The following is a 4,691-nucleotide window of genomic DNA, read 5'->3' as shown; positions in this document are numbered from 1 at the left end:
GACTAGTCAAAAAAACTCGCTCTAAGTTTCCATCCAAGAAGCCTATTCATCGTGGCACTGCTACTCAACATCCACCACTTAATTTTTCCATTATTAATACTGCTTAATTCTTAACCGAAAAGTATTGCATGTCGCACCCACCCATCGTCATCTTTCTCGACCAAATCAGGCGTAACTTCAATTTCATAGCGACGGGATAATTCAGCCAAGCGCTGCTGATGTCGTTCGGTTTTGGTTTTCGCTCTTTTGTCTTGCAGCTTTTTGAGTTCAGCCCCAGAGAGTTCATCAGAATTAGCGATCGCTTTACACTCCGCAGCATACAATTCCTCACTTGCCGCCTTAACCGACTCGATTACTGCCCCACTCTCCTCATCATCAACATCGGCTGCATCAATAACGGTGTACCCATCTTCGACCAAACCCGCAAGCACAGACTCTCGATAACGCCGCATTTCTACGTTGATTACAGAACCACGCTTACCCCAAGTCTGCAATGAATCTGGCTGGAAGTTCTGGTCAACATAGCTCAAATCGTCATTGTCCGCCGCCGACAACAGCGCAATGTTCGCTTGTGTTGCAACGTGTTGACTTCTCAACAATCCTCCTATGGATGTAGAGCCATTCCCCACAACCAACATCCCCCATTCTCTGATCCAGATATGACGGTCAACTGTCTCCCTAACCCTTGCCAACATCTGACGCACGGAGTTAACCGGCTGCACTCCCTGAAATATTCCCCAAACAGCACTGAAATGTCCTCGAATGTCGATGGATACGCCAGTTTCTAAACTTGGAGAAGCGATAACCAAATCATACTGGGTGAGAATTTCGTTCAGGTGAGCGATACAGCCGAAAGCCGCATGAGATGGATCAGCAACAGATTCGCTGTCTATTCGCAGAATCCGTAGGTGTGGAAATTTGCAGCGAAACCGTTCCTCAAGTGCCTGGGTTCCCCATTTGGACTTTGCTTTCTGAGCAGAGCAGCATAGTAAATGATGCCCCCCTTTAGAAATCGCTTTGTCGAGTGCAGCGATGAGATTCTTCGGGTTACTGCCAGAATAGTTGTAACAGTTTCCGGCTACGTGTCGATAGTTGTTGACGATTACAAACGGGTTAACTCGATATTCCCCAGCGAGTGATAAAACATACTTTACATCTGTGTCGGATACATCAGCGCTTGATAGATAAATCTTTCCCTGACTGCTGCCTAAAACATTCTGTACCAGTTGTTTGAGGTTTTTGAGAACGGATACCCGACGTTTTTGCACTTCAGTACCAGAGTTGAGCAAATGCCAGAATACTTGGTCACATTCATCAATAATTATGACATCATTTGCCCAGTCATTGGGATTAAAACGGGCTTGGCTCTCTTGATGTAGCGAATCAACACACACCCCATATCCTAGTAATGTGCCTGTTTCGGAAGTGTGAACTTCGGTAACATAGTTAACACCGAAGCGATTGCACAATGCCTCCCCTAATTGAATACGGTGGGTGATGATTAATACCCGTCTCTCTTGGTCGTGTGCTTTCGCCACCTCAGTTGCCAGCCATTCGGTTTTACCAGTGCCTTTGGGAGCTTTGAGAATAATTAGTTTTTCGCCTTCGGGGACGAGAAGCTGTCCGAGGAATCTTTGGTTGAGTGCGATTGACGGCGGGTAAGTCAGCAGAGTGAACAGCTTAATCTCCCATAACTCCAGTGCAACAGCAGTGTTGTAGAGCGCATCAAAAGCTTCTCGACCCTTGGCAACGATAAAATCATCAACCCCTTTCTCTTGTCCAAATGGTAAATCAATCACTCGCAGCGAACAACCCTCATTTACCAGCAACCGTCCCATACGACTGATAGCGGTTCTGACTCGCTGGACTGTCTCTGGCTTGTTATCCTGGTCAAAGCAAATATTGACCTGTCTGCCTTCTGTTGCAAAATGTTTCAAGTCGGGGATGAGGGATGGCTTACCGATGGCAGTACCGTATTCATCAGTAGGTGTGCGGTATCCGGCGTTAACGCCAGGAATTGCGATCGCAGCATAGCCAGCAGTCAATAACGCCCCTGCTTTCTTGACACCTTCTACAATTGTAACTGGTACGTTGTGCCGCCAAACCCAGTGCCAGAAGCCGCCAGGGTGCTGTAGGTCTTCTTCGGTGATAGGGATGCCGCAACGTAGGGATACTTTTACCCAGATGCGATTCGGTACTAAGAGGAAAAAAGTGCGTGTCTCTTCTCTGTATGGGTGTTCGTATTTGATGAACTTGTGGATTTTTTGGCGGTCGCGTCTGGGGTGGTCGGGTTTGAAACAGCCCCACATCATCAGGACGTAGTTGTTGAGCGGGTCAACGCCACTGCACCACCAGCCACCGAGTTCTATGTGCTGGTATTTTTTCAAGTCTCTGTCTCGTAAGCGCCCATCATTGCGACGGGAGATTTTGGGACTATAGAGCAGATATTCGTAAGGTGTTGTGCCGTAGAGCGATCGCACATTCAGGGCAATGATTTCTTTGTCAACTCCACTGTTGAGCCATTCTTGTAAGTGTAGAGCTTGAGAATCGGTTTCATTTATACGAAGCATGATGTATTTCCTCTATTTTTTGACGCATGGAAATGGAGCGGCATTGCACCCATGCCGCTGGTTAAACTTGAAGTGGAGAGCTTGTACTGGCTATGAAATCCTCAACAGCCAGCTACAGCGTTATCTCTTGCCTCCCGTGTGTGGTCGAAAGGTCAAATTAATTCGCGTGCTAACGACTTTGTTGGTTTTCGGAATTTGGTGCAGATGTGTGGACTGACAGCCAGGGTGCATCACAAGCAAGCTGCCGTGTTCCAGCCAGAAGTCAGTGGGTTTGCCATCTCTCTGTTTGATCTGGAATTTGCGACATGACCCCAAGCTGACTGATGCAATCACAGGGTTAAATCCCATCGATGGTTCGTTGTCAGCGTGCCAACCGATGCTGTCCTGGCCACTGCGGTATTGATTGCCGATAACTATGCGAAACTTGTAACCAGTCAAAGCGGTGATTCTATCTCGTAACTTAGACAGAGTATCTGTCCAAGTCAGGGGTTTCAAAAACACGCTGTTAGAGTAAAGGTAATCACATCCGTAGTCCCCATAAATGCATTCAAGGCGGGGGACGGGCATTGTTTTACCCGCTATCCTGATTTGATTTTGCTGCCATTCCAGTTTCAAGCAGTGTTGGTAGAGTTCATTTGCTTGTTCAATTCCTAAGAAATCGGGGTAATAGGTTACTGGTAAAACTGGGGTTGATTCAGTGAATAAACTAAGTTGTTGCATGGTGTTTTCTCCAGCTAAAGAATGTGTACTGAAGGAGTTGCTGTTAGTTTTGACCTGTAGAGAAAACCTCAATCAACACGCTTTCTGGATATAAACCAACTTTTCCAAAACGTGGATCATGAATGCGTTCTATTTCTATTCCCTGTTTTCGGTACAATGCACTGGCTTTTCGACCTTTAGTACCCGCTTCTTTAACCGAGATTTCTAAACCTTGAAGATTGGCGAATCCAACAACACTATATTTGTGACCGCATGGTGTATTCACTCTGTCTTGCTCAACTTCAACCGCTTTAAGCCGATGTAAAAATTCAGTCTGTTGCTGTTGTTGTTGGAGTAAATGCTGTTCTTGCTCTGCCAGTTGTTGTGCTAGAGCAGCAAGTAACTGTACTTGAGTCATTGACTGCTGTTGTACAGGCTCTTGATTCATCATCACTTTCATTAAGGTTCTGTTAGCCCAAATGCGGAACTCGACAGAAACCCACTGAGCTAAATCAATTGCGATTTCTGGATGAATCCAAGTACCTTGAGAACTACCATAGCCATCAACTTCGATTACAAGAGACGATATCGGAATTCCGATGTCGTTTGAAAGTGCCGTCCAGTAAGCTTTTGTGGACTTCCTTTCTTTGTAATGCCCCCAAGACTTATTATTTGCATGGCACATCTGAGTTGCATTCACGTAGCCCTTGGGTATGCTGTATTTGCCTAGTTGCCCAACTTCTGGCATTTGGTTAATATCTGAGTCACGCCATTTGTGTATCAACATAATTAACTTCCTGGCTATTGTTCAAACAGTGAATTCGAGGAATTGCAATCTAAGAAACTCAAGCATTTACCCGCACCAAGCTTTTTTCACCAACCAGTGAAAAATGATTAGATATAGTCCGTGATTGAGTTAAGGTTGGCGACATCAATTCAACAAGGTAAAACCAAGAGTTATTCACCAGCCCAATCCCCAAAATCAGCCGTTGTTTTGTTCCTTTATCGTGAGAACAGAGCATCACTCTTTCGCCCAGAACAAAAGCAGGTTTTTGCACAGTGATGGCTTCTAACCCTCCAGTCCCGATGATTTGATTTTGTGTAGCGTGAAGGATTTCTTTACCGCAATCAACTGTATAAAACCAAGTTTCATGTTTCCACTGAATACCGCAGCAGTAACCAAATCTCCTCGTAGTTCTGAGGTATACTCTTTCAAGTAAATTAACTGCAACAGGTGGAATTGTTTGATTCCAAGGTGGAGAGAGATACCAGTTTGTTGTCAGCGCGTTAATGTAGTCAATCATACGAGTTTCCCCACTAAATATTCGATAGCATCTTTATCAATCGCAGCAATGCGATTCTTAATACGTTGGGGTGGGTTTTGAAGAAATCGTTTTAAGTCTTTGCTTCTGATTTGGTGAT

At 45.3% G+C, this 4,691-nt stretch carries 4 protein-coding genes; all 4 read right to left on the bottom strand.

The window, feature by feature from the left end; translation table 11 throughout:
• Positions 1-110 precede the first annotated feature (110 nt).
• The 4 genes from LC574_RS27305 to LC574_RS27290 all read right to left on the bottom strand — a co-directional run bounded on the left by LC574_RS27305 (position 111) and on the right by LC574_RS27290 (position 4,573).
• A complete protein-coding gene (locus LC574_RS27305; RefSeq protein WP_229456796.1) occupies positions 111-2,570 on the bottom strand; it encodes a plasmid replication protein, CyRepA1 family in 2,460 nt (819 codons plus the stop codon).
• Between the two features lie 120 nt (positions 2,571-2,690).
• Entirely contained in the window at positions 2,691-3,290 is a 600-nt protein-coding gene (locus tag LC574_RS27300) for an alpha-ketoglutarate-dependent dioxygenase AlkB (RefSeq protein WP_229456795.1), read from the bottom strand.
• A 43-nt stretch (positions 3,291-3,333) separates the two neighbouring features.
• Positions 3,334-4,056, bottom strand: coding sequence for a KilA-N domain-containing protein (locus LC574_RS27295; protein ID WP_229456794.1), 723 nt, complete (start codon positions 4,054-4,056; stop codon positions 3,334-3,336).
• A gap of 58 nt (positions 4,057-4,114) precedes the next feature.
• Positions 4,115-4,573 (bottom strand): DUF1392 domain-containing protein, encoded by a 459-nt coding sequence (locus LC574_RS27290; protein ID WP_229456793.1) that lies wholly within the window; start codon positions 4,571-4,573, stop codon positions 4,115-4,117.
• Positions 4,574-4,691 lie beyond the last annotated feature (118 nt).

Source organism: Nostoc sp. CHAB 5715 (assembly GCF_020829685.1).
Lineage (GTDB): Bacteria > Cyanobacteriota > Cyanobacteriia > Cyanobacteriales > Nostocaceae > Nostoc.
Note: the sequence above shows the minus strand (reverse complement) of the source record. Positions and strands in the feature narration are given on the sequence as shown.

Excerpts from the sequence above, each read along its gene's own strand:
- LC574_RS27290 (WP_229456793.1), bottom strand. The coding sequence starts at position 4,573 with ATGATTGACTACATTAACGCGCTGACAACAAACTGGTATCTCTCTCCA.
- LC574_RS27305 (WP_229456796.1), bottom strand. The coding sequence starts at position 2,570 with ATGCTTCGTATAAATGAAACCGATTCTCAAGCTCTACACTTACAAGAA.
- LC574_RS27300 (WP_229456795.1), bottom strand. The coding sequence starts at position 3,290 with ATGCAACAACTTAGTTTATTCACTGAATCAACCCCAGTTTTACCAGTA.
- LC574_RS27295 (WP_229456794.1), bottom strand. The coding sequence starts at position 4,056 with ATGTTGATACACAAATGGCGTGACTCAGATATTAACCAAATGCCAGAA.